Source organism: Neisseria sp. P0008.S010 (genome assembly GCF_051962715.1).
Lineage (GTDB): Bacteria > Pseudomonadota > Gammaproteobacteria > Burkholderiales > Neisseriaceae > Neisseria > Neisseria elongata.
This window is the reverse complement of the sequence record NZ_JBQCVA010000204.1, coordinates 1-358: the sequence shown is the minus strand read 5'-3', so window position 1 is coordinate 358 and position 358 is coordinate 1. Positions and strand designations below refer to the sequence as shown.

Here is a 358-nt window from a genome sequence, read left to right as displayed (position 1 = left end):
GGTTTCGGTTTTGGTTTTAGACAAAGACGAAACGGAGATGACGAAGTTTCGTTTGGCGATGTCGATGCCTGCGTAATTGTGTTGGGTACTCATCATAAACCTGCCTTGCATTCGGTTGTGTTGTCTGGCAACTGTCCGGTTGTGCCGATGGGTTACCCGACCGCTCCCTGAGCTACGCGACGGTTGTTTGCCTCGGGTGTGTACGGGTGGCGGCCGGGCGGTTTGTTGCTATGATACGGGAGTTCCGATATACAAGTGGAGACCTTTGTAAAAAGCCCTTCCCCCGACATCCGAAACCCAAACACAGGTTTTCGGCCGTTTTCGCCCCTAATTGCTCCTAATTTTACCCAAATGCCCC

At 52.2% G+C, this 358-nt stretch carries 1 pseudogene; it reads right to left on the bottom strand.

Annotation, left to right across the window (positions count from 1 at the left end):
- Positions 1 to 111, bottom strand: a pseudogene (locus ACTHSL_RS13230) (IS110 family transposase); the annotation flags it as partial.
- Positions 112 to 358: the final 247 nt, after the last annotated feature.